General features: G+C 39.8%; 22 protein-coding genes, 2 tRNA genes, 1 other RNA gene and 1 pseudogene. 2 read left to right on the top strand and 24 right to left on the bottom strand.

All coding sequences use genetic code 11. The annotated features are described in order from the left end of the window. Positions 1–87 precede the first annotated feature (87 nt). The 4 genes from IV73_RS06610 to rpsL form a co-directional block, all read right to left on the bottom strand. Complete coding sequence (locus IV73_RS06610) at positions 88–234, bottom strand: hypothetical protein (protein WP_157049531.1); 147 nt, start codon at positions 232–234, stop codon at positions 88–90. Between the two features lie 320 nt (positions 235–554). Next, entirely contained in the window at positions 555–2,681 is a 2,127-nt protein-coding gene (gene fusA / locus IV73_RS02830) for an elongation factor G (protein WP_057754586.1), read from the bottom strand. Positions 2,682–2,957: 276 nt separating this feature from the next. After that, complete coding sequence (gene rpsG, locus IV73_RS02825; RefSeq protein ID WP_057754584.1) at positions 2,958–3,428, bottom strand: 30S ribosomal protein S7; 471 nt, start codon at positions 3,426–3,428, stop codon at positions 2,958–2,960. 19 nt (positions 3,429–3,447) lie between these two features. Next, positions 3,448–3,864: a 30S ribosomal protein S12 gene (gene rpsL, locus IV73_RS02820; protein WP_057754581.1), complete on the bottom strand. Its 417-nt coding sequence runs from the start codon at positions 3,862–3,864 to the stop codon at positions 3,448–3,450. 312 nt (positions 3,865–4,176) lie between these two features. On the opposite strand from rpsL, the gene IV73_RS02815 reads away from it, so the two are divergent. Further along, positions 4,177–4,548, top strand: coding sequence for a prepilin peptidase (locus IV73_RS02815; RefSeq protein ID WP_057754578.1), 372 nt, complete (start codon positions 4,177–4,179; stop codon positions 4,546–4,548). Positions 4,549–4,606: 58 nt separating this feature from the next. Here the strand turns inward: IV73_RS02815 and IV73_RS06820 are convergent, their stop codons facing one another. From IV73_RS06820 to IV73_RS02745, 15 genes and pseudogenes are all read right to left on the bottom strand, one after another. Then, positions 4,607–4,684, bottom strand: a complete 78-nt coding sequence (locus IV73_RS06820) for a HeH/LEM domain-containing protein (protein ID WP_420806361.1) — start codon at positions 4,682–4,684, stop codon at positions 4,607–4,609. 69 nt (positions 4,685–4,753) lie between these two features. After that, positions 4,754–5,167, bottom strand: a pseudogene (rplT, locus tag IV73_RS06755) (50S ribosomal protein L20); the annotation flags it as partial. A gap of 60 nt (positions 5,168–5,227) precedes the next feature. Continuing rightward, the gene (gene rpmI, locus IV73_RS02805; RefSeq protein ID WP_057754572.1) at positions 5,228–5,425 is read right to left on the bottom strand and encodes a 50S ribosomal protein L35; all 198 of its coding nucleotides are present in this window, start codon (positions 5,423–5,425) and stop codon (positions 5,228–5,230) included. 30 nt (positions 5,426–5,455) lie between these two features. Further along, positions 5,456–5,953 carry a translation initiation factor IF-3 gene (gene infC, locus IV73_RS02800; protein WP_057754569.1) on the bottom strand — a complete coding sequence of 166 codons (498 nt, stop codon included), beginning with the start codon at positions 5,951–5,953 and terminating at the stop codon, positions 5,456–5,458. A 223-nt stretch (positions 5,954–6,176) separates the two neighbouring features. After that, positions 6,177–6,593 (bottom strand): transcription antitermination factor NusB, encoded by a 417-nt coding sequence (gene nusB / locus IV73_RS02795; protein WP_057754567.1) that lies wholly within the window; start codon positions 6,591–6,593, stop codon positions 6,177–6,179. After that, entirely contained in the window at positions 6,593–7,033 is a 441-nt protein-coding gene (locus IV73_RS02790) for an Asp23/Gls24 family envelope stress response protein (protein ID WP_057754563.1), read from the bottom strand. Before IV73_RS02790 ends, nusB begins: the two co-directional genes overlap by 1 nt. A gap of 171 nt (positions 7,034–7,204) precedes the next feature. Then, positions 7,205–7,768, bottom strand: coding sequence for an elongation factor P (gene efp, locus IV73_RS02785; RefSeq protein ID WP_057754560.1), 564 nt, complete (start codon positions 7,766–7,768; stop codon positions 7,205–7,207). 129 nt (positions 7,769–7,897) lie between these two features. Then, complete coding sequence (locus tag IV73_RS02780; protein ID WP_057754799.1) at positions 7,898–8,719, bottom strand: DUF368 domain-containing protein; 822 nt, start codon at positions 8,717–8,719, stop codon at positions 7,898–7,900. Positions 8,720–8,875: 156 nt separating this feature from the next. After that, a complete protein-coding gene (locus IV73_RS02775; RefSeq protein ID WP_057754557.1) occupies positions 8,876–10,219 on the bottom strand; it encodes a glucose-6-phosphate isomerase in 1,344 nt (447 codons plus the stop codon). 25 nt (positions 10,220–10,244) lie between these two features. Beyond that, entirely contained in the window at positions 10,245–11,276 is a 1,032-nt protein-coding gene (locus IV73_RS02770) for an aldose epimerase family protein (RefSeq protein WP_057754554.1), read from the bottom strand. 98 nt (positions 11,277–11,374) lie between these two features. Continuing rightward, a complete protein-coding gene (locus tag IV73_RS02765) occupies positions 11,375–12,073 on the bottom strand; it encodes a winged helix-turn-helix transcriptional regulator (protein WP_057754552.1) in 699 nt (232 codons plus the stop codon). A gap of 145 nt (positions 12,074–12,218) precedes the next feature. Then, on the bottom strand, positions 12,219–13,454 hold the full coding sequence (codA, locus tag IV73_RS02760) for a cytosine deaminase (RefSeq protein ID WP_057754549.1): 1,236 nt from the start codon (positions 13,452–13,454) through the stop codon (positions 12,219–12,221). A 109-nt stretch (positions 13,455–13,563) separates the two neighbouring features. After that, a complete protein-coding gene (locus IV73_RS02755; protein ID WP_057754546.1) occupies positions 13,564–14,586 on the bottom strand; it encodes an AI-2E family transporter in 1,023 nt (340 codons plus the stop codon). Between the two features lie 126 nt (positions 14,587–14,712). Then, complete coding sequence (locus IV73_RS02750; protein ID WP_057754543.1) at positions 14,713–15,231, bottom strand: GNAT family N-acetyltransferase; 519 nt, start codon at positions 15,229–15,231, stop codon at positions 14,713–14,715. An 8-nt stretch (positions 15,232–15,239) separates the two neighbouring features. Continuing rightward, positions 15,240–15,830 (bottom strand): TMEM175 family protein, encoded by a 591-nt coding sequence (locus tag IV73_RS02745; protein ID WP_057754540.1) that lies wholly within the window; start codon positions 15,828–15,830, stop codon positions 15,240–15,242. A gap of 166 nt (positions 15,831–15,996) precedes the next feature. Between IV73_RS02745 and ssrA the strand changes: the two genes are divergently transcribed. Further along, positions 15,997–16,358, top strand: a transfer-messenger RNA (tmRNA) gene (gene ssrA, locus IV73_RS06515). Between the two features lie 225 nt (positions 16,359–16,583). Here ssrA and IV73_RS02740 read toward each other — a convergent pair. From IV73_RS02740 to IV73_RS02720, 5 genes are all read right to left on the bottom strand, one after another. After that, positions 16,584–18,587 carry a penicillin-binding transpeptidase domain-containing protein gene (locus IV73_RS02740; RefSeq protein WP_057754537.1) on the bottom strand — a complete coding sequence of 668 codons (2,004 nt, stop codon included), beginning with the start codon at positions 18,585–18,587 and terminating at the stop codon, positions 16,584–16,586. A 252-nt stretch (positions 18,588–18,839) separates the two neighbouring features. Continuing rightward, positions 18,840–20,405: a ribonuclease Y gene (gene rny / locus IV73_RS02735; protein WP_201781071.1), complete on the bottom strand. Its 1,566-nt coding sequence runs from the start codon at positions 20,403–20,405 to the stop codon at positions 18,840–18,842. Positions 20,406–20,545: 140 nt separating this feature from the next. Beyond that, complete coding sequence (locus tag IV73_RS02730) at positions 20,546–22,099, bottom strand: HAD family hydrolase (RefSeq protein ID WP_057754531.1); 1,554 nt, start codon at positions 22,097–22,099, stop codon at positions 20,546–20,548. 205 nt (positions 22,100–22,304) lie between these two features. Beyond that, a tRNA-Met gene (locus IV73_RS02725) sits at positions 22,305–22,378 on the bottom strand. A gap of 10 nt (positions 22,379–22,388) precedes the next feature. Beyond that, a tRNA-Ser gene (locus tag IV73_RS02720) sits at positions 22,389–22,478 on the bottom strand. Positions 22,479–22,501: the final 23 nt, after the last annotated feature.

Below are 22,501 nucleotides of genomic sequence, written 5' to 3'. Positions count from 1 at the left end.
TAAATTACTGATAATCTTTTAACTTACAATATCTACTGAAATTTTTTAAATCAACCTTGACTAACCACTAAATTAGCGCGATTGTCGTCAATAAACCCCATTAATCAAACCACACGCATTTAACATTTTACCCAACACGCTGACATCCGCCAACATTGCTGATGAGTTGGGATGCTTGGTATTCGTAGCTGATAACTGATTTTGCGCATGCGCTTGGTCAGCAATAAAATTCATGTTAATCGCTTATGGAGTTAATTTTTTCGACACGAAGGCATTAACTGGATAAGTCAGTGGACTACCGATCAAGCGAATTAACCTCACTCAATTAAATTTTTTCATCTACCATTTACTTTCAATACATTTTAAATTTATTGTTTTTAGCATATAAAAGTTATCATGCAATGAATACATAATTAAAACGCTTGTTTAATCCCGACTTATGGCGCATATGCCCCCGTAATTTATGTTAAACGCAATCAATTTGCTACATTTACACAATAAAAAAAGTCTATCTTAGAAAATCACCTAAGGTAGACTTTAATTTAACTAATTAATTAGTCTTCATCACTGTTTCCACGACCATACTTCTTAACGATCTCTTCTTGAACGCCCTTAGGTACAGCTTCGTAGTGATCAAAGACCATCTGGAATGTTCCACGTCCTTGTGTTGATGAACGCAAAGTTGTAGCATATCCAAACATCTCTGACAATGGTACGTTACCATGAACTGTGACTGAATTTCCACGTTGTTCTTGTCCTTCGATCACTCCACGACGAGCAGAAATATGACCCATAACATCACCCAAGTTATCCTCAGGCACAACGATATCAACCTTCATAATTGGTTCCAAAATTACAGCACCAGCTGTCTTAGCTGCTTCACGCAAAGCCAATGATGCAGCAACCTTAAAGGCCGCTTCTGATGAGTCGACATCGTGATATGATCCATCATACAACTTAGCCTTCAAATCAACCAATGGGAAACCAGCTAATGGTCCATTATTTAATGCATCACGCAATCCAGATTCAACTGAAGGGATGTATTCACGAGGAACAACTCCACCAACGATGGCATCCTCAAATTCGAATCCAGCCCCTTCTTCATTTGGACTAAATTCAATCCAAACGTCTCCATACTGTCCTTTACCACCTGATTGACGCTTGAAGTATCCACGTGCTTGCACAGTCTTAGTAAAGGCTTCACGGTAAGCAACTTGTGGGGCTCCAACAGTAGCATCAACGTTAAATTCACGACGCAAACGGTCAACGTAGATATCCAAATGCAATTCACCCATACCAGAAATCAAAGTGTCACCAGTTTCAGGGTTCGTCTCGGCACGGAATGAAGGATCTTCTTCAGTCAACTTTTGCAAACCTTCAGCCATCTTAGTTTGGTCAGCCTTAGTCTTAGGTTCGATGGCCAATTGAATAACGGGGTCTGGGAACTCCATTGATTCCAAAATCAATGGACGCTCCATAGATGTCAAAGAATCTCCAGTAGTCGTATCCTTCAAACCAATCGCAGCAGCAATATCTCCTGAGAAGACTTCAGAGATTTCAGTCCGATCAGTCGCGTGCATTTGAAGCAAACGTCCAACACGTTCACGCTTTCCCTTTGAAGTGTTTTGCACGTATGAACCTGATTCCAAAGTTCCAGTGTAAACACGCAAGAATGTCAAACGTCCAACATAAGGGTCAGTCATAACTTTAAAGGCCAAAGAAGCGAACGGATCTTCGTCGTTAGCCACCAAATCGACTTCTTCATCTGTATCAGGATTAGTTGCAACATAAGGCTTAACATCCAATGGTGATGGCAAGTAGTCAACTACGGCATCCAAGACCATTTGGACTCCCTTGTCCTTATAAGCTGATCCAGCCAAAACTGGGTAGAATTGCAAAGACAAAACGGCCCGACGAATAGCTGCCTTCAATTCGTCTTGAGCAATCTCGTCACCGTTTAAGTACTTTTCCATGATATCGTCATCAACATCTGCGATGGCTTCAACCAATTCATTGTACTTTTCTTCAGCTAATTCTTTGTAATCATCAGGAATCTCGCGAGGTTCCCACTTTTCTCCCAATTCATCAACTGGGTACATAGCTTCCATGGTAATCAAGTCGATGATTCCTTCGAAATCATCTTCAACCCCGATTGGCCATTGAATAGCCTTAGCATTAGCATCCAAACGTGTTTTCATTGAGGCAACTGACATTTGGAAATCAGCTCCCAACTTGTCCATCTTGTTAACGAACACAATACGTGGAACTTGATAAGTTTCAGCTTGACGCCAAACAGTTTCTGTTTGAGGTTCAACTCCAGCTGCTCCGTCCAAAACGGCAACCGCTCCGTCCAAAACACGCAATGAGCGTTCAACTTCAATAGTGAAGTCAACGTGACCAGGGGTGTCAATAATATTTACTCGGTAAGGGGTGGCCGCAAATTGGTCATGGAAACCATGCCAAACGGCCGTTGTAGCGGCTGATTGGATCGTGATTCCACGTTCCTTTTCTTGTTCCATAAAGTCCATTTGTGAAGCTCCATCGTGAGTTTCACCAATCTTGTGGATCTTTCCTGTGTAGTACAAAATACGCTCAGTAGTCGTTGTCTTACCGGCGTCAATGTGAGCCATAATCCCGATATTACGGGTCCGACTCAATGGGTATTCACGCGTGTTAGCCATTGTGAAAAATCTCCTGTTATTTAATTCAGCATTCTAGCTGCTTATGTTAAAGTATACCCTAAAAACAGGAAAGAAACCACCCAAAAAGGCAATTACCAACCCGTTATGCCCGTATTTTCTCAAAATATAACTAGTCCAAAGACTAGTTGGCATAAATTAGTGTTACTTAAGTTTTAACTCTTTTAGTTTAGCATAGTCTTTTTAATCACGCCAACTAAAAGCCTACAAAAAAGACGTTGAACTGAATCCAACGCCCTTTTCACCGTTGATAAAAGATTACCAACGATAGTGTGCAAAGGCACGATTGGCTTCAGCCATCTTGTGTGTGTCTTCGCGCTTCTTAACAGATGCACCAGTATTCTTAGCGGCATCCATAATTTCCTTAGCTAAACGCTCGTCCATTGTGTGTTCTCCACGCAAACGTGCGTATGAGACCAACCAACGAAGTCCAAGCGTTACACGACGCTCAGGACGAACTTCAACTGGAACTTGGTAGTTAGATCCACCGACACGACGTGCACGGACTTCCAAAACAGGCATGATGTTATTCATAGCCTCTTCGAAAACTGACAATGGTTCTTCACCGGTTTCTTCTTTAATACGATCAAAGGCATCGTACAAAATTGTTGAAGCAGTTCCCCGCTTACCGTCAAGCATCAAACGGTTAATCAACCGTGATACCAACTTTGAGTTGTAAATTGGATCAGGCAGAACTTCAGCCTGCTTCGTATAACTTTTACGTGGCATATCTAATGTCCTCCCTTAATTATTTCTTCTTAGGGCGCTTTGCACCGTATTTAGAACGTGATTGCATCCGTCCGTCAACACCGGCAGTATCCAAAGCTCCACGAATGATGTGGTAACGAACTCCAGGTAAGTCCTTAACACGACCTCCACGGATCAAGACAACAGAGTGTTCTTGAAGGTTGTGACCGATTCCAGGAATATACGCCGTAACTTCGATCAAGTTTGACAAACGTACACGAGCGTACTTACGCAAAGCTGAGTTAGGCTTCTTAGGGGTCATCGTTCCCACACGAGTCGCAACTCCACGTTTTTGAGGAGCTGGAGCAAGAATGGTTTTCTTTGATTGTGAGTTATAACCGAAGTTCAAAGCTGGTGAGTTTGACTTCGTGCTCTTTGACTTACGAGGCTTACGAACCAATTGATTAATTGTAGGCATGTCTAAAGAGGCTCCTTTCGATTCATTATTTATTAGTCCACAATACCGGGTGTTTCCTTATATATAGGAAAAATTCGGATTGCTATTTATTGGTACTACGCACAGTTAGTTCAGCACGTCGCGCAAAACTAACGCGGACACCTCCCTGCTTGAAGCACAATTAATATAATAACTTTTATTTCAAATAATGTCAAATGTTTTTTTGAAAAAAGTTAATTATAGCGCGATTCCTTTCGCAAACAGTTCCGGGCGTATCTTTTTTAAATGTTGTTTTCTGCATACCCGGTTTTTTATTCAGTAGGAGGCGTTAATATGATCTATTTGCTCATAGTCACTTTGATTTTTCTCAGTTGGCAAGACTTAAAATTACAAAAGATTCAAAGCCAACTGTTATTCCCCTTCATTTGGGTATCTGCACTCGAGTGGCACAATTGTTATTTATGGATAAAACTAGGCATTTACATTATTTTCCTCTATTACAACCATGCTGAAAATAAATTAGGTAATGGTGATATTGACCTAATTTTTATCGTTAGCCTCTTATTGGCGGCATGGCAATGGTTAATTTGGTTAACACTGAGTTGTTTTTTGGCCCTATTTCAGTACCAAATATTTTCAAAAACGACGATTCCCTTTGTCCCCGCCTTAACCATCAGCCTTATGCTCAGTGTTTTATATTTTTAAGCAAATAAAAAAACGTTGGCCGCCTAAGGCGTTCAACGATTTTTATTAAATACTTAAATTAAACAAGTTCCAACAGATCAGCCTTCTTAGCTGATGAGTTATAATCTACACCCTTAGCATCAAGATATGCCTTGATTTCAGCAACGGTGTTCTTGTCTGAAGGCTTTGCTGAATCAGCATTAGCTTCTTCCTTAGCGGCCTTAACGTTAATCTTAATTTCCTTTTCGTTAGTAGCAGGTGTAACGACGTGGAAATCTTGGTTATTGTCGGCCAAAGCCTTCTTAGCTGCATCTGCCAAAGCAGAGAAAGCAGCAGCGTCAGAAATAGCCAAGTCAGCTAACATCTTACGATTTAACTTTGATCCCATCAAGTTCAAACCGTTCATGAAGCGTGAGTATGACAATCCGTTCATCCGGGCAGCGGCATTGATACGAGTGATCCACAACTTACGGAAGTTCCGCTTGTTTTGCTTACGATCACGGAAGGCATAAACCCACCCCTTCCAAACTTGTTGCTTAGCAACCTTATAATTGATATGACGTTGTCCACGGTAACCCTTGGCCAACTTAATCATTTTCTTACGACGCGCACGTGTAACTGTTCCACCTTTAACTCGCATGGTTTAATCCTCCAATATCTTTCTACAATTCGATGAACCCTAAATACAATCTAATCTAAATTAGACACGGCTCAATAGGTTCTTATAAGTCTTCAAAGTAGTGTGGTCCATCATTGAAGTTCCACGCAATTGACGGCGTTGCTTCTTAGTCTTACCGTGGAAACGGTGTGAAGTGTACGCACTCCCTGACTTCAAACCACCATTAGCAGTTTTCTTGAAACGCTTAGCTGAAGCGCGGTGAGTCTTAAATTTAGGCATTAGTCCATCCTCCAAAATTATAATCTATAATTACTTAGCGTCCTTAGGGGCCAGCACCATAAACATGCTACGTCCCTCCATCTTTGCGCGTGATTCAACCTTTGTAACATCGGCCAATTCTTCGGCAAAACGATTCATAACTTCACGTCCAATTTCCTTGTGCGTAATTGCGCGCCCACGGAAACGAATTGAAACTTTAACTTTATTCCCTTTACTCAAAAACTTCATTGCGTTATTTTTCTTGGTGTTAAAATCACCTGAATCAATAGTAGGACTTAAACGAATTTCCTTAACAGTGACGGTCTTTTGATTTTTACGTTGCTCACGGACTTTCTTTTGGCTGTCAAATTTGAACTTACCATAATCCATGATTTTAGCAACGGGTGGCTTGGCGTTGGCTTGAACTAGCACTAAGTCTAATTCAGCATCGTCAGCAATCTTTTGCGCATCGGCCTTGGGCATAACTCCTTGATCACCGTCATCAGTAATCAAACGAACTTCCCGAGCCCGAATATGCTCATTAACCAAATCGTTCTTCTGTTGCGGTTGACGTACATTAGCTGCTATGGTACTTACCTCCTAATTTTTCTCCAGACAAAGTAAAAGCGAGCTATTGTAAAGCATACAATAACCCGCCATCCATTTATCTCTTCAACGAAATCGATGAACCCGGCAAATTTAACTTTACCAAGGTGGACGGCGGGCGCCATCACTTTGTTCTCTAACAATATTCAATGTTACTCTCTCGCTCTTAGAAAGTCAATACTTTTGATAAAACACCATTAATAAATTTACTTGATGATTCATCTGTAAAATCACTCGCTAAATTCAAGGCTTCATTAACAGCAACTTTCGCTGGTGTATCACCTTTTTGCGCTTCATAAATCGCAATTCGCATAATTTCTAAGTCTACTAAGTTCAAACGCTCCAACGTCCAACCTTCTACCAAATACCGTGAAATTTGTAAATCAGCATCATCTTGATAGTCCTGAACATTGTGCACTAATTCAACGATCTCTTCTGGTACTTCAACTTCACGTTCCACTTCAGGATCGCCAGTTAAAACTTGTTCAATCATTGGTTCCACTTCGGCATCTGGATTGACTGCTAGTCCAAAGAGCGTTTGGAAAGTAACTTGCCGAATTGCATGGCGGGTTAACATCGTCATTACTTACCCACCTCGTCAACATCATCTTCACCAAATAAGTTATTTGGATCGATATCTAATTCTGTTTTTTCTGATAAGATGCCAATCACATGGACGTCAACACTTTTAACGTTCAAGTTCATCATCGCATGAATTTGTGACTTCACCTGTTCTTGAATCGCGTGTGCTACCTTAGGAACAACTACGCCATAATTCACGTCAACGTAGACATCAATGCTAAGGTTGCCTTCAGCATCTTGCTTCGTTAAGATTCCCTTACTATGTTGATCTTTATAACCGAGCACCTCTTTAGCGCGCTCGCCAAAGGTTCCACGTAAACGTGCGACTCCCTCAACTTCCTTAGTCGCTAACCCTGCGATAATATCAATTACGCGCAGGTTCACTCGGGTTGATCCGGCTGCATCATCTTGGGTTAATAAAATTGTCTCTTCAATTGCCATTTATTTAATCCTCCTAGGTTCGAAAGCTTTCTTCTTCATACCTATTATTAAGAGATTTACATTTCCTAATACAGATATTCCATCGATTTTAAAGATGAAATAATATAATTGAAGCGCCTACCAGGACTGTCATTTGGTAGACGCTACACAAATGGACAAACTCAGCGGTTTTTAGGCACGTGAAGAGTATGATCCACCATTATCTGTATTTACAATCAACTTATCCCCAGCATTGATGAAATCAGGCACAGTAATTACTAAACCAGTTTCCATAGTAGCAGGCTTTCCACCACCGTTAGCTGTTGCTCCCTTAATTCCAGGTTGCGTTTCAGTAACTGTCAATTCCACCGTCTTAGGAACCTCAACTCCCAAAAGTTCACTATCATAATAAGTAACCTTAACATCGGCTCCTTCTAGTAAGAACTTCATCTCATCTTCAATCCGATCAACAGGAATTGCGATTTGATCATAAGTTTCCATGTTCATGAAGACCCGGTTATCTCCATCGGCATATGAATATTGCATTGCCATCGTTTCGATATTGGCCGTTTCGAATTTGTCTCCTGGACGGAAAGTTACTTCGTTTACAGCACCCGTACGTAAATTCTTCAACTTTGAACGCACAAAGGCAGCCCCTTTACCAGGCTTAACGTGTTGGAATTCCAACACACGCCAAATTGAATTTGAGTATTCAATAGTCAAACCCGTTTTTAAATCATTCATTCCAATGGCCATGATTAAATCTCCTAAAATATTAACTTTTATCTACTCTATATTAACAGAAAACCGACATAAATACCATTTTTTAGCCAAATTAATTCAAATCGTGCGAAAAGATTCCCACCATCTTGTAAAGGCATCAACTTATTTATACCTTTTCTCCAACTGGCTCATCTTCCATCCTAATCCAATCCCTAGGCTAAAGAGCAACAAACACAGCACCATTTCTAACACTGAAGTATGGTTATAATTGGCCACCGGCGGAATCAAAATTAAAATAATTGAGGCACCCACAATCCCAATGATAATGTGATATACCACACTATAAGCCTGCTCTAAAATTTTAACCATAACTTTAGACATCAATAATAAAGTCACGAGCCCTCCAACTGCAATCGGCAGTAGCACAGTCCAATTTAAACTTTTAAACCCAGTTAACATTGGACCAAATAGGCCAAGATACAATAACACATTGGACGGACTGAGTCCCGGCCAAATCACTCCTAAAGCCAAGAGACTTCCGGCCAATAACCAACTCCATCCATTAATAGGCATTGGGCCCGTTAATGCTGCTAAATGGAACAGACCCAAGCCGCCAATTAAAGCTGCCGCAAACATCCAGATGTCGTCACTCATTTTACGGCCTTGCTGCCCAGCCGTTTGATATAAGTTCGGCAATGTTCCAACCATTGCCCCCGCAAACGACCATAAAACTAAGAGCCGATAATGATTTAACAGGTATTCCAACGGGGCGCTTAGCAAAGCTAAACCTAGTAAACCGCCAATTCCAACTGGTAAAAAGTACAAAAAATCTTGCCGCCATCGGGTCCGCACATGCGCCATAAAATTTAACATGCGCTCATAAATTCCCAAAATGGCAGCTAAGACGCCCCCTGAAACGCCTGGTAAGATAAACCCTAAGGCGATCACCATCCCCTTTAAAACGCGTACCAACCACCTTTGCATTGTGTCTGTTTTCGCCATCTCCCATCCCCATTTCACCCTTTTGCTTCATTTTATCAAATACTCCATAAACATAACTTTAAAAAGATTTAAAGGGCACCAACTCAATTCAATAAAAAAGGCGTCAGCTATTGCTGATACCTTGATTATCGTTAAATTTTACAAACGAGCGCGTAACTCTTCAGTTAAACTCTCATAACCAGGTTTGCCTAGTAAACCAAACATGTTCTTTTTATATGCTTCAACTCCTGGTTGGTTAAATGGATTAATTCCATTTAGATACCCTGAAATTCCAACCGCAATCTCAAAGAAGTAAATCATGTAGCCAAGGTGATAAGCATCTTGCTTTTCAATCTCAACAACCATGTTAGGAACACCGCCATCAACGTGCGCGAGCAAAGTTCCATCTGATGCCATGCGGTTAACATAGCTCATCGTTTCACCTTGCAAATATCCTAATCCATCATCAGCATCCATTGTTGGAATCGTGACGTCCGTAACAGGTTCAGTCACACGCACCAAAGTTTCAAACAAATTTCGGCGTCCTTCTTGAATGTATTGACCAAATGAATGCAAATCAGTTGAGAAGTTTCCAGTAGCTGGGAAAATTCCCTTCCCATCTTTACCTTCAGATTCTCCTTGTAATTGCTTCCACCATTCTCCGAATTGAACCAAAGTTGGTTCATAATTAACCAACAATTCAGTGGTGTACCCCTTCCGATACAAGATATTACGGTAAGCTGCATATTGATATGCTTCATTCTTCATTAAATCAGCATCGGCGTAATCAGCTTGGGCTTGTGCAGCTCCAGCCATCAATTGTTCAATGTCACCACCAGCTGCTGCAATTGGCAACAAACCAACGGCTGTCAAAACAGAGAAACGGCCACCAACACCATCAGGCACTACAAACTCTTCATAACCCTCTTCATCAGCTAAAGTCTTCAAAGCCCCACGCTTGGAATCAGTTGTCGCATAAATACGTTCTTTAGCGGCTTCAACCCCATATTTCTTCTCCAACATTTGTTTAAAGACCCGAAAAGCAATCGCTGGTTCAGTTGTCGTTCCTGATTTTGAAATAACGTTCACAGAAAAATCCCGATCCCCAATTAACTTAATAATGGAGTTCAAATACTGCCCTGAAATATTATTTCCAGCAAAGATAATTTGAGGCGCTGTCCGGTCAGCATCTGAATAAGCTGAATTAAAGTAATCATTTAAAAAGTCAACCGCAGCTCGGGCTCCCAAATATGAACCACCAATTCCAATAACAACTAAAACCTTTGAATCACTGGCAATTTTCTTAGCAGCGGCTTGAATACGTGCAAATTCATCATGATCATATTCAGTTGGCAATTTTATCCAGTCGGTATAATCAGAACCAGCCCCCGTTCCCTCACGCAATAATGAGTCCGCCATGTTAACCATGGGCTGCATCATTTCTAGCTCGCCCTCATTCACAAATGAAGATAATTTACTTGTATCAAAAGATAAAGTTGTCATGTTTAAATACTCCTATTTCTTATCACTAAATATTTTTAAACGCATACGTGTTGACATACGTCTGTGTTTGGTTGGCCGGTAAAATAATATCGCCTAGCTCCGGATGGTGAATTGAATCTGATAACGTTTGTGCTTCCAAAGCAATTCCATTATACGGATGTTCAGCCAAAAAAGCCTCCTGATCTGCATAATTATCTACCTCTGGATTCGTAATAAAGCATACCACAGCATTCCGGTCCGTGCTAATTTCAACCGAGCGTTGTGAAACCGGATCAGTTAAGATCACATCTGGCTTTGAGTCTCCATTTAAAGCAAACACATCATCAAATTTTTTATCAAAAGCATTCGCAGGCAACTTTTCTAAAGCCACACCCATTAATTGAGGTTCACGGAAATCATAAGCCGTCCCTGCGACTGGTAATAAGTTACCTGTTGGGACTTTATCAGCACGCAATTCCATGTAACGATCAGCTTTAATCTGTAACTGCATTTTACGTGCATCCGTGCCCACACCACCAAGATTGAAATAAACATGGGCGGTTGGATTATACAAAGTTGTTGCGGTCGATTCAGCTGTAAATTGAATCTTAACCTCATCATTTTCCGTCAAGGTATACGTGACAGTTGCCTGCATATCACCAGGAAAATGGTCTTCAGCTGAAGTCATTTTAGTTCCAAAAGTCACCCGATTCATAGCTTCATCAATTGCTTCAATCGTCCAATTTCGGTGTGAAAAGTTTTGTTCACCACCATGCAACAAATTACCATCTTCATTAGCTGGAATAACCACTTCTTGACCATCTAATTCAAAGCGGGCGCCATCAATGCGTCCAGCTGTCCGTCCCACAATATTACCAATGTAGTAATTGTTATCAAGATACTCAGCTGCTGTTTGAAAGCCTAATGTTAAATCAACACCAGCTGCTGTTTGAAATGATTGCCAAGAAGCACCCCAGGTCACTAACCCTAGCTTATGCCCATGATTATTCTCAATAGTTACTTTTTGCACTTCCACATTATCTTGTACCATCCCGAGACTAGCCACATTAATCGTCATTTGCCTAACCATCCTTTATTCTTAGTCACAGTTATATTTTATCACGATTAAGCGCTTTCAAGCACAGTTATTATTATACCAATTTTTAGACCAATTTTTCAACCCATGTTTTGCGTTTCGTCATATTTATACCCAACCCCCCAGACTGTCGCGATACAAGGGAACGGAATCTTTTTCCGTAAATTTTTAATATGCGTGTCAATCGTCCGATCATCGGCAAAATACTTATACTGCCAAATTTCACGCATCAATTCTTCCCTCGTAAAAACCCGTCCAGGCGCTTGCACTAAATATGAAATCAGTTCAAATTCTTTAGGACGCAACGCAACTACTATTTCGCGATCCACAACAATATTGAATTCATCCGGATTTAAACAAATACGTCCATTTTTTTGCGGTTGTAGTGAGCGCAACGTTGGATAATCATCTGGGGCTTGGATAGTTGGGACGAGCATTTGTTCACATTTTTGAATCAAATCTTGCAAGCTAATCTCTGGGGCTAAAATTAAATCGGGTGGAAACTTGGTCCAGTGAATTAACACTGCCGGATCAATTTGACGAGCTAAAACAATAATTTTCAAGTGCCGATTAGTGCGTTTTAACTGCAACATCTGAGCCAAATCGTGATCAGTTGGTTGATCTAAGAGCAGAATTTCCCACTCGCTGGGCCAGCGTTTCAAAAAGCGCTCTGCTAATTGATAATCTTGTAAAACATCGATAAATCCAGAATCACGTTGAAAAGTTAAATGTAATAGTTTTTTTAACTTTTGATTATCAGTCATCAACATCATCTTCATGTATTTGTCCCCCATAATTCTCTTAGCAATAATATACTGTAAAACAAATGAGAATTAAAGAGATATTTTTAATTTATTTTTAATTAAAAATTGACAAATCAAAAAAGCGCCTGGGATTTCCCAAACGCCATTGTTTATTTTAAGTTTAAAAATTAAAAGAATGTTCCGCCGGTTTGGTCTCAGCTAAGATTTTACCGGCATGAATTGAATACAAAATCTCCGCATGGGTATTTAACGCATCATAAAAGTTCTTGGCGTCCAAAATCAAAAACGAAGCAGGTTTACCAACCTCAATTCCATAATGATCTTCAACTTGCATCACCCTTGCCCCATGCGTTGTCACAAATTGATAAGATTGCATAATTTCTGTATAACCCATCATCTGTGTGGCATGTAATCCAAGATGTAAGACTTCCAGCATGTCGCCGTTTCCCATTGGATACCACGGATCTTTAATATCATCTTCACCAAAGGCCACATTGATACCATTTTGATGTAATTCTTTCACCCGAGTCAGCCCCCGGCGCTTGGGATACGTATCAAAACGACCACCAAGATACATGTTAATTAATGGATTTGCGATGAAATTTAAATCGGCCATCTTCAACAATCGCATTAATTTATACGTATAGGCGTCGTTATACGAACCCATGGCTGTCGTATGCGAAGCCGTCACTTGCTCCTTCATCCCCGTCTCTAAGGCTAAAGTAGCTAAAGTCTCTAAACTCCGCGAAGAGGGGTCATCAATTTCATCGGTATGCGCATCAATTAAGAGGTGATATTGCTGCGCCAAATCAAAGACAAATTGTAACGATTCAATCCCATATTCACGCGTAAATTCGAAATGCGGAATTGCTCCCAGCGCATCGACCCCTAAATGTGCCGCCTTTTCCATTAACTCCCGACCATGTGGAAACGATAAAATTCCTTCTTGCGGAAAGGCCACCAATTGCAGTTCCATCCAAGGCTTAACTTCTTCACGCACTTCAATTAAGGCTTTGAGAGCGGTTAAATCTGGATCGGTTACATCGACATGTGATCGCACAAACTGCAGTCCATGTTCCGCTTGGATACGCAAAGTTTTGATTGCTCGTCGTTTAACATCCATGTGCGTTAATTGCTTTTTACGCTCAGACCAAATCCGAATGCCATCAAATAATGTTCCTGATTCATTCCATTCCGGTTCACCCGCAGTTTGCGTGGAATCCAAGTGAACATGCGGATCAACGAATGGTGGAATCACAACCTTATTCGTTGCATCAATCACTTGTTCCTGCGCTAAGGGCGTTAAATGGGGCTCAATCGCTTGAATTAATCCATTTTCAACCCGAATATCTGTTAACTTCGAATTATTTTCAATACTAACTTGTTTGATTAACATAAAGAGGCCTCCGCAATCATAGGTGTAAACGTTTCCTTTTACATTCTACACTAATCACGAAGGCTTGCCTATCATCTATTTAATTAATATTAATGTGCATTTTCCAAGTTTAATCAATGGCATTATGCGTAAATTTGTGCACATTTAAGACATCCAAGAAAAATGAGACAATTGGCACTCCCAAAATCAAGCCCCATGGCCCCAATAAACGCTCCATCACAATTAATGAGATAAAGGTGACAAAAACTGGCAAATCCGACCGTGATGCCATTAACTTCGGGTGTAAAAAGTAAGCTTCAAAGGTATGAATGCACAAAATGAAAATTAACATTTCTAACGCTAACACCCAGCCTCCAGTTGAAAATGCCACAATGGTTAACGGAACCAACGAAATTAAAACTCCTGCGACTGGAATCAAGCCCAAAACCATGACCATACTTCCTAAGACCAATGGTGATGGCATTCCTAACAAAATGAAGCCAATCGTTGAAATCGTTGTATTAATTAAATCAATTTCTACCTGCACGCGAATAATTTGTCCTAAAATGTAAATAAATTTATTGGATAATGTAAAAATATTTTGAAAAAAATCGGGGAAGTCTGAGTGCTTAAATTGCTTCCCAAAGCGCTTAAGGGGATGTAATGAAATAGCATAAACTAAACTTAACAAAACCGCAATCGCAACTTCTGTCACCACTTTCCAGACACTTTGCACCGCTACTAAACTCATATGCAAAAAAGTTGTCACACTATTAGTAATCTTTTCATCCAAATCCGTTTGGGATAAGTATCCACTAAATTGTTTTGACAAATACGGATAATTTTGCACAGTTTTAATAGAGCTCTGAATTAAAGAATACCCCTCACGATAAAATATTGGTGCGACTAACGAAATAACCCATATAACACCTACAATCATTAGAACATAAAAACCTACAACACCGATTGCGTATGGAATTTTCAAGCGTCGTTCTAGCCAGCGCCCCCCTGAAATTCCCAATGAAGCAAAAATGATAATTAATAAAATAACTGGCATAAATGTACGTGCCCAGTAAATCAATGCCACCAAAAGAATTAAGGTTACATATGTTTGCGTTTGTTCACTAAAAAACCAACGCTTAAAATTATCCATCGATCTTTCCCCTTAGTTTTTCATCTTTTTTTACATTATACTGCCGTTTTACTTAAACATTTATTTTTTTCACAATTAATTCTAAAAATCCCTCAAACGAGCGCGCTTTTTAACATACCTTAATCGTTACAGTAAAGTGGTTTTAATTTCAAAATTACGCGCAGCTTCTTGGTATTCAAGCGGTGTGATCTGTGCGGTTGACCGCATAAGATGGTATCTACCACCCATATTTTCCGATATTGTCCCCGAATCTGATAAGCCATTGCGTAAATAGAAACGATAACGGGCTTGCCGGAGCTCCTCATTTTCAGCGGCTTCTCCGACTAGTTCACATTCCAAAATAATTCCACTGGGATAAATTTGTTTGAAAAGTGCTAAGGCTTGTGTCCCTAAGCCTTGTCCCCGCAGACGACTATCCATCGCAAAATACAACAAAAAACCTTTTTCACCTGGTAGTGCATAATGAACAGCCAACCCACACACTTCACCTGCTTGTTCCAGCTGTGATAGATGAATATTAATATTTTCATCCGACAAATCTTGTAAATCAGTCAACGCAATCCGCTCCGAAGCTGGGAACGCTTCTAAATAAATTCGTTCAAAATGCTGGTTTCCTGTAACTTGGTCAAGATTAACTAATTCCATATACCCTCCTAGAATAATTGATCTGCATCCACAGAAGTATTAATCGCATAAACAATAAGTTCGATAATCGTAAAAATTAAAATCACCCATGGTACAAAATAAGCCACAATTAGCATCAAAACAACCCCTAATAAGAACCATTTACTTGTTAACACTTGATAAATAATCATTTGCCTAATTTTATCGGCCTTAACTTCATCTATTTTTTGGATTTCCATCATAATTGTATAAGACAACCAGACATACGTCACTGTCCATACCGCAAAAATAAAGAAATAAAAATATTCAGGCGTACGATCAGAAACAAACCGTCCCACCCAAGCCGTTGAGACGGGGATAATTGACATTGAAAACAACCAGATGTTATTCACCCAGAAAATTTTCTTCGTTAACCGAGGCAATAATGTAAACATATAATGATGATTAAACCAAGCCACCATGATAAAAAAGAAGCTAATTGCATATGCCAATAAATAACTCCATTCACTCAACAATGCCATAAAATTACTATTTTGTGGCATCTTAAACTCTAAAATCATAATCGTCGCGATAATCGCAATGATTGCATCTGTAAATGCTTCTACTCTTCCTTTATTCATCTTCCATCACACGTACTTTCTCTAATAATTTCAGTTTAAACTGAATAAAAATTATTATACCATTAATTTTAGACAGTGCATGCGCACCATCCACCGCTTTAATCTCATCAATTTCATAAATTCGTGGTTATTTTTAATAAAATCCGCTATACTAGATAATATATACGGGGTCGTTACGGAATCGACTGACACTGTTTGTGTTATTACTGCGTTTAGGGGTTGTGGCCCTATAATCCACTCAGAAGAATTAACTGCAAAAAATTCAAATAATTTGGCTTTCGCTGCCTAAAAACCAGCGTGCCTAACCAATTTTAAATCTAATCACGGTTTCAAATTGGTCATTATAAACGTGATTTACGCCTGCTTTTTTACATCTGGAGAAAGCTTGAATAAGATAATCAGATTAGTCAAAATGATGGCCTAGTTTGGAGGCCTGCATGCGACGAAATTTAAATGTTCAAACTATGAACGTAGATGTAATAATTACAAGGTGTTAGGACAGGGGTTCAACTCCCCTCGGCTCCATTCGTACAATGATCAAGCATTGTTATCTCCCAAACTACAGGTAATTAATAATTGTGAGGCAAACAGTGCTCCAACCTGATCAGAGTGACCGTTAAAAAGGCTTACTGCTTTAATAATCAGCAAGCCTTTTTATTTACTACTTTGAACACTTAACGTATGTAATGCCACAATAAAAGAGTGATTGTTTAGCAATAATCTAAACAATCACTCTTTTTAACAACTTAAATCTTACTTATAATTTTGCTCTAAATAATCAACAGATGGCTTAGCCAAGACGTCTGCTTGTGGATTATAATCTTTTCCGTTCAAGACCGAATTTTCAACAATATATAAACCAGTAAACTTATTATTTTGGACGTCATGCACCGATACTAGTGCATTTTGGTTATTATTGCCTGTCTCAGCGGTTCCCGTTTTAGCAGCTAATTTAAAGCCGTCATTATATAGTGCATGCGCATACCCGTCTGCGTTTTCGACAATCCCTAATTCATCATTTAAAATTGTCTGTACATGTTCAGAAGTTGCCACATCCTTAATCACTTTTGGCTTTTTGTTGTCCATCAATAACTTAGGCATCACAATTGAACCATCATTGTCTAAGAAGTTAAACATCGTCACCATTTCAATTGGTGTGACGGACATTTCACCTTGACCATAAGCGCTATCGACTAACTGCTTATCGTTTTCCAATTTGCCACTATTGCTATAAGAAGGACTAGCCATATTCAATGGCAACTTATAATCACGTCCAAAGGTAAATTTATCTTGCAACGCTTTTTCAAATTTATCACGACCAACCTTTAACATTTCTTGCGCAAAGTAAACATTATCAGAATGTTGTAAAGCTGTTTGTAAATTAACATCCACATCTGAATTAACCCGCGTCACGCTATATGGAGCCCATTTTTTACCCTCAATATGGTGCACTTCATCTGGATTCAAAGTGCCATTCTCCAGCCCAATCGCCGCTGAAACTTGCTTAAAGGTAGAAGCCGGTGCATATCCTTTATTAAAACGCTCAATAAATGGATAGTCTTGATTATTAGCTAAACTATTATAATCCTGCGCCATCGTATCTTGTGCAAAAGATGGGGATGAAACAACCGCTAACAGTTCACCCGTTTTCGGAGCTTGAATAACTGCTGCGCCAGGTTTACCTGCAAAGCCATCATACGTCGTCTGTTGTAGATCAGCATCGACAGTCAGTTTGATATCTTCACCCTTTTCAAATTTTTGTTCCAACAAAACCTTGTCAGTAGTGCCGTTCGTATTCAAAATTTGATATTTAACAGCTTCTTTACCACGGAGACGTTGGTCTAAGGTTTGTTCTAACCCGGCACGCCCAACGATATCATTTCCACTCAAAGTCGAATTTTTGGCTACATCATCGGCCGTCGCAGTCCCTGTATAACCTAATAACAGACCGAAAGCCGCCCCCTTAGGATAAGTTCGCTCATAGGCCGTTTGAACCGACGCTCCATCATTTTCATCATCCCCTTGGTAATCGTCATCCGTTAAGGTCTTAACGGTATAGCCCCAATCAGGGTGATCATGATACTCATTGATACCCTTGGCGATTTCATCCCCCGAAACATTATACTTGTTTGCGACATCTGCAACTTTAGTTTGATCAATGCTACCATCATCATTTATAAAATATCTCGGTACAATTTTCAAGATTTTCGTAGCTTGGTTGCCCGCTAATACTTTACCATTTCGATCTAAGATTTCACCACGCTCACCACCATCTTTAAAGATGTTCAATTTCTGTGATTTCTGCAGACCAGGAATAATTAAACTATCACTATAAATAACGGTGGCTTTTTTATTCTTGACCTCAATGGGCACTCGGTAATGTTGATTTTTTATTAACCCAATCGGCGTCATTAAATCCGCTTGATATTGTAATAAATATTTATGTGCCCCCTGATGCATCGTTTTAACATCAGAAACTTTAACCTTATTAATTCCTAAATATTTAAAATCAGCTGTCATTTTTTCAGCGGGGGACTTGGTTGATACATCGTTTTGTTTTAAACTGGCTTGATCAACTTGTTTGAATAATTTTTGATAATCACGTCGTTCAAAATTCTCTGCATATTGGCGAGCAAACTGTTGCGCCTGACCATTTTCGGTGACCGTTGATTGATAATACCACCAGCCTAAGCCACCAGCTATTATCAATGCCGTAATCGATCCACCTAATATCCAGCCCTGTTTTTTTGTAATCATACCCTGCCCCTGTTTAAACCTTTTTTACCCGATTAAATTTAAAACCATCATACCGCATTTTAGGTAATTTATAAAACACTTTTCATAAACGCTCCGCAAATTTCCATCATTCAAGAAATTTATCATTTTAGCATTACTTGTTATATTCAAGCCTTCATCCTCCTATCATAAAGGTTTTTATATAATACGCATGTCCAACCAAAACGGCTTCTCTAAACAAAAAACAGATGACATTTAGCGCCATCTGTTTTTTTATTTAGCATATTCTACTGAACGGGATTCGCGTATTACTGTCACCTTGATATGACCTGGATAATCCAAATCATGCTCAATTTGATTCTTAATATCACGAGCCAAAACCGTAGCTTCAACATCTGAAATTGCGGCTGGTTCTACCATCACGCGAATTTCGCGCCCGGCCTGAATTGCAAAGGATTTTTGAACCCCATTAAACGAGTTCGAAATTCCTTCTAATTGTTTGAGTCGTTGAACGTAATTTTCCAACGATTCAGAACGTGCCCCAGGGCGTGCTGCTGAAATTGAATCAGCTGCCGCAACTAAGACGGCAATATTTGATTCAGGTTCTACATCCCCATGATGGGATGCAATAGCATTAATAACAGTTGCTGGTTCATGGTACTTGGTTGCCAATTCAACACCCAATTCCACATGTGAACCATCCACTTCATGATCAACTGCTTTACCTATATCGTGTAATAATCCTGCGCGCTTCGCAAGCGTAATGTCTTCCCCTAACTCAGCTGCCAACAAGCCGGTTAGTTTTGCAACTTCAATCGAGTGGACTAAGACATTTTGTCCATAACTAGTTCGATAATTCATACGACCAATCGTCTTAACCAAATCTGGATGAATATTGTGGAGTCCCAAATCAAAGACCGTTTGTTCTCCAACTTCTCGAATATGTTCATCCATTTCTTTGCGTGCTTTATCAACGGTTTCTTCAATCCGAGCGGGATGAATCCGCCCATCAGAAATCAACGTCTCTAACGCACGTTTTGCAATTTCACGTCGGATTGGATCATATCCGCTTAGAACAACCGCTTCTGGCGTATCATCAATAATTAAATCAACTCCAGTTAAGGTCTCTAACGCACGAATATTACGCCCTTCACGCCCGATAATCCGACCCTTCATGTCATCATTTGGTAAGGTTACGACTGAAACCGTCGATTCTGCCACCATATCAGCAGCGGAACGTTGAATTGCTTGTACGACCAAACTTTTAGCACGTTTGTCCGCTTCAGCCGTTGCTTCTTGTTCACTCTCTTTGATTAACTTCGCGCGTTCACCAACTAAGGATTCTTTCGTTTCAGCTAAAATCACATCTTGAGCGTCAGGACGGCTCATACCGGCCACTTCAACCAATTTATCTTCTCGATCTTGTACCAACTGTTCAGCGTGTTTTTGTATATCTTTAACACTTTGCCACTGTTGTTCAAGTTTCGTTTCTTTATCGGCAATCGTTTCTTCGCGTTTTTGCAAAGAAGCGTCTTTCCGATCTAGCACCGATTCACGACTTACCAAGCGCTCTTCTTGAGTCTGCACCGCTTGGCGCCGGCTCTGAAGTTCAGTCTCCACTTTCGCTTGATATTGTTGGCTTTCATCACGCGCTTCCACTAAGGCACTTTGTTTCATGCTCTTTGCTTCCGCTTGTGCTTGTTTCGTGATATCTTCTGCAGTTTGATGTGTTTGCTTTAAGCGATTTTCAATTTTCGTCTTTGTGAAAATCGTTCCACCAGCACACCCGATTACGATTGCGACAAGCGACGCAAGGATGATCCATATAACGTTCATCACTGTCTCCTGTCTAGTAAGTTAATTGATTCAACTTATTATAATTATTTTCTTTTGCGCTTTTTAACACCCTTTAATTTTAGTCGCTTTCCTATGTGGTGTCAATAACTGAACTGACCTTTTAATAAACACCTTTTACCTGGTTAATTGCGCGTTTGATAGACTAAAATCGTAGAAATAATTATCCGAATTCCTAATGCAAATAATGGGGCCAAAATAATCAAATTACCTAAAATCAAGCCTAAAATTAAGCCAAATAATAACAAAATAATTGTTATCATATTTAGCCAACGTAAATTTCGATGACTAATTTTCACAAAGTCATCAGATGCTTGCAAAACAAATTTTAATTGACTTAAATCATTCATTTGAATATCGACAAAGGGCAGACTATCACCGACTTCAATCATAATTCGATCAGGCACGCCACTTGGAATTTGTTGATTCGTAATCAACAACGCATCATTTCGTGACAAATAAGTTAACTGCATGGCAATTTTGGCACTCGGACTCAACCCGGCTTTCACAACATTAGCACTATGAAAAATTTCAGGTAAATCGCGTACCGCGCCTGATGCATCAGCCGAAATTACTTGTGTCTTAATCTTACGCTTCGTTAATTCACGATCAATATCAAGTAAGGAGAATTTCAACGGGGTGCCATAATTAATGACGCCAATCACCTGAATCCCATCTACAATATATGAAACTGAATTGCCAATTGCTTGATAATTAGCTAAAACTTCTGGATTGACCGCATAATTTTTTAAAGCTTCCCGCGCTGAAATCACCGAAAAACGCTCTTGATGAATGACCCCTGAAATTCCGATTAAGTTTACCTTTTCTGGCTCACTAACTTCGCTCGCCGAAATCCCCCGCGTTTTTGCATAAGTCGCAAATGCGCTTGATAAAGGGCTCGCAAAATTGTCTAGCAATCCCGCTGCAATTCCAATCACATCGTTATCACTATAGCGATCGTCTAAGCTTTTCACAGAATAAATCTGTGCAGAATTTTCAGTTAAAATACCGGATTTTTCAATAACCATATTTTTAATGCCTGGCAATTGGTCAAAAACTCCCCAACGGTTCACTTTCACTCCCAAATTTGTCAGATGATTTTTGACTTTTAACCGCTGATATTGCGAAATCATCGTTGACCATCGAACATCAGTAATTAAAATTACCGTGATCAAAACTGTCAAACCGGTCATGAAATTAATTGTGAGGCTAAAGAAAATTAAACCATACAAAGCAATAATCCAGGTGACAAAACTCATTCCTACTAAATTACGCTGATCTAACGGCTTCAACTGATCTAATGGTTGTATTTGGAAAATATCAATCACAATTAGTAACAATGTTACGCCCAACAACATAATAGGTAAAAGGACCCACGCATTATTTTTCGCATAAAACATCGTGACTAACCAGAGCACCAGCCAGCTAAAAATACCTAGCGTTGCCCAACCGACTTCAGTTTCCGTTCCAGACTCAGCCTGACGCCATTGCCGATACATCTGTACAATTAACAACAACAAAATAACAAAACTAATCCCCGCTAGCACAGGATAACCATATTGCAGCCAACTTTCTGGTATTTGCCATTGGCGCTGGCGTTGCATTAACGGCCATACTACTCCGCTGAAAATAGTCATTAATCCAATGGCGATTACATAACGCAAGTGTTTAAACTTCATTATTAACGCTCCTAATTTTTATAATTCATCTCTACATATTAGAGTATAGCAAATTTCATTTTAATCTTGGGCAGGCTTTAACAAACCTTATCAAGTTTGAAATCAGACTGCGTTGTCAAATACGGCTATTGAATTTTTAATCAACAAAAAAGATTGTCGTTGAAGTACTGTACTATCAACGACAATCTTTTGGCTAAATATATGATTGCGGGAGCAGGATTTGAACCTACGACCTTCGGGTTATGGGCCCGACGAGCTACCAGACTGCTCCATCCCGCGATAATAAAAAAGGAGAATGTGGGATTCGAACCCACGCGCCGGTTTCCCGACCTGACGGTTTTCAAGACCGTTCCCTTCAGCCAGACTTGGGTAATTCTCCGTAGCGTTATTTTATAACACATT

Source organism: Weissella kandleri (assembly GCF_001438705.1).
GTDB lineage: Bacteria > Bacillota > Bacilli > Lactobacillales > Lactobacillaceae > Weissella > Weissella kandleri.
Note: the sequence above shows the minus strand (reverse complement) of the source record. Positions and strands in the feature narration are given on the sequence as shown.

What these genes read in the sequence shown, in the direction of transcription:
- IV73_RS06610 (WP_157049531.1), bottom strand. Translation starts at nt 234, where the DNA reads ATGAATTTTATTGCTGACCAAGCGCATGCGCAAAATCAGTTATCAGCT.
- fusA (WP_057754586.1), bottom strand. Translation starts at nt 2,681, where the DNA reads ATGGCTAACACGCGTGAATACCCATTGAGTCGGACCCGTAATATCGGG.
- rpsG (WP_057754584.1), bottom strand. Translation starts at nt 3,428, where the DNA reads ATGCCACGTAAAAGTTATACGAAGCAGGCTGAAGTTCTGCCTGATCCA.
- rpsL (WP_057754581.1), bottom strand. Translation starts at nt 3,864, where the DNA reads ATGCCTACAATTAATCAATTGGTTCGTAAGCCTCGTAAGTCAAAGAGC.
- IV73_RS02815 (WP_057754578.1), top strand. Translation starts at nt 4,177, where the DNA reads ATGATCTATTTGCTCATAGTCACTTTGATTTTTCTCAGTTGGCAAGAC.
- rpmI (WP_057754572.1), bottom strand. Translation starts at nt 5,425, where the DNA reads ATGCCTAAATTTAAGACTCACCGCGCTTCAGCTAAGCGTTTCAAGAAA.
- nusB (WP_057754567.1), bottom strand. Translation starts at nt 6,593, where the DNA reads ATGACGATGTTAACCCGCCATGCAATTCGGCAAGTTACTTTCCAAACG.
- IV73_RS02790 (WP_057754563.1), bottom strand. Translation starts at nt 7,033, where the DNA reads ATGGCAATTGAAGAGACAATTTTATTAACCCAAGATGATGCAGCCGGA.
- efp (WP_057754560.1), bottom strand. Translation starts at nt 7,768, where the DNA reads ATGGCCATTGGAATGAATGATTTAAAAACGGGTTTGACTATTGAATAC.
- IV73_RS02780 (WP_057754799.1), bottom strand. Translation starts at nt 8,719, where the DNA reads ATGCAAAGGTGGTTGGTACGCGTTTTAAAGGGGATGGTGATCGCCTTA.
- IV73_RS02775 (WP_057754557.1), bottom strand. Translation starts at nt 10,219, where the DNA reads ATGACAACTTTATCTTTTGATACAAGTAAATTATCTTCATTTGTGAAT.
- IV73_RS02770 (WP_057754554.1), bottom strand. Translation starts at nt 11,276, where the DNA reads ATGACGATTAATGTGGCTAGTCTCGGGATGGTACAAGATAATGTGGAA.
- IV73_RS02765 (WP_057754552.1), bottom strand. Translation starts at nt 12,073, where the DNA reads ATGAAGATGATGTTGATGACTGATAATCAAAAGTTAAAAAAACTATTA.
- codA (WP_057754549.1), bottom strand. Translation starts at nt 13,454, where the DNA reads ATGTTAATCAAACAAGTTAGTATTGAAAATAATTCGAAGTTAACAGAT.
- IV73_RS02755 (WP_057754546.1), bottom strand. Translation starts at nt 14,586, where the DNA reads ATGGATAATTTTAAGCGTTGGTTTTTTAGTGAACAAACGCAAACATAT.
- IV73_RS02750 (WP_057754543.1), bottom strand. Translation starts at nt 15,231, where the DNA reads ATGGAATTAGTTAATCTTGACCAAGTTACAGGAAACCAGCATTTTGAA.
- IV73_RS02745 (WP_057754540.1), bottom strand. Translation starts at nt 15,830, where the DNA reads ATGAATAAAGGAAGAGTAGAAGCATTTACAGATGCAATCATTGCGATT.
- IV73_RS02740 (WP_057754537.1), bottom strand. Translation starts at nt 18,587, where the DNA reads ATGATTACAAAAAAACAGGGCTGGATATTAGGTGGATCGATTACGGCA.
- IV73_RS02730 (WP_057754531.1), bottom strand. Translation starts at nt 22,099, where the DNA reads ATGAAGTTTAAACACTTGCGTTATGTAATCGCCATTGGATTAATGACT.